Here is a 319-nt window from a genome sequence, read left to right as displayed (position 1 = left end):
GTCGTTGTCCAGAACAGACGCAGTGTCGCCGCCTACAAAGCCGTTCACCGCACCCATCGCATCATCCACCGCATCAATCGGAGCCGGGTCGACAACAACAGTTGCCGTCGCCGTGTCGCAGTTGCCTGCGTTCACTGCATCGCAGATCGTATAGGGATAGCTGTAAGTGCCAGCCGTCGTACCGGGGGCAACCGTGATCGTCCCGTCCGCATTCATGGTGATCGAGCCGTCAGTTGGGCTGGGTGCTGTGCCGGGGGTCAGGGTAATGTCAGCCGGATCAACAACCACGCCATTCAACGTGTCGTTGTCCAGAACAGAC

At 59.6% G+C, this 319-nt stretch carries 1 protein-coding gene; it reads right to left on the bottom strand.

Features of this window, described 5'->3' with window-relative positions; genetic code table 11:
- Positions 1-319: Ig-like domain-containing protein (locus ACXAH3_RS16490; protein WP_474863361.1), on the bottom strand; the 319-nt coding region annotated here is incomplete at both ends.

Source organism: Aliiroseovarius sp. ABM4_368 (assembly GCF_056161205.1).
Note: the sequence above shows the minus strand (reverse complement) of the source record. Positions and strands in the feature narration are given on the sequence as shown.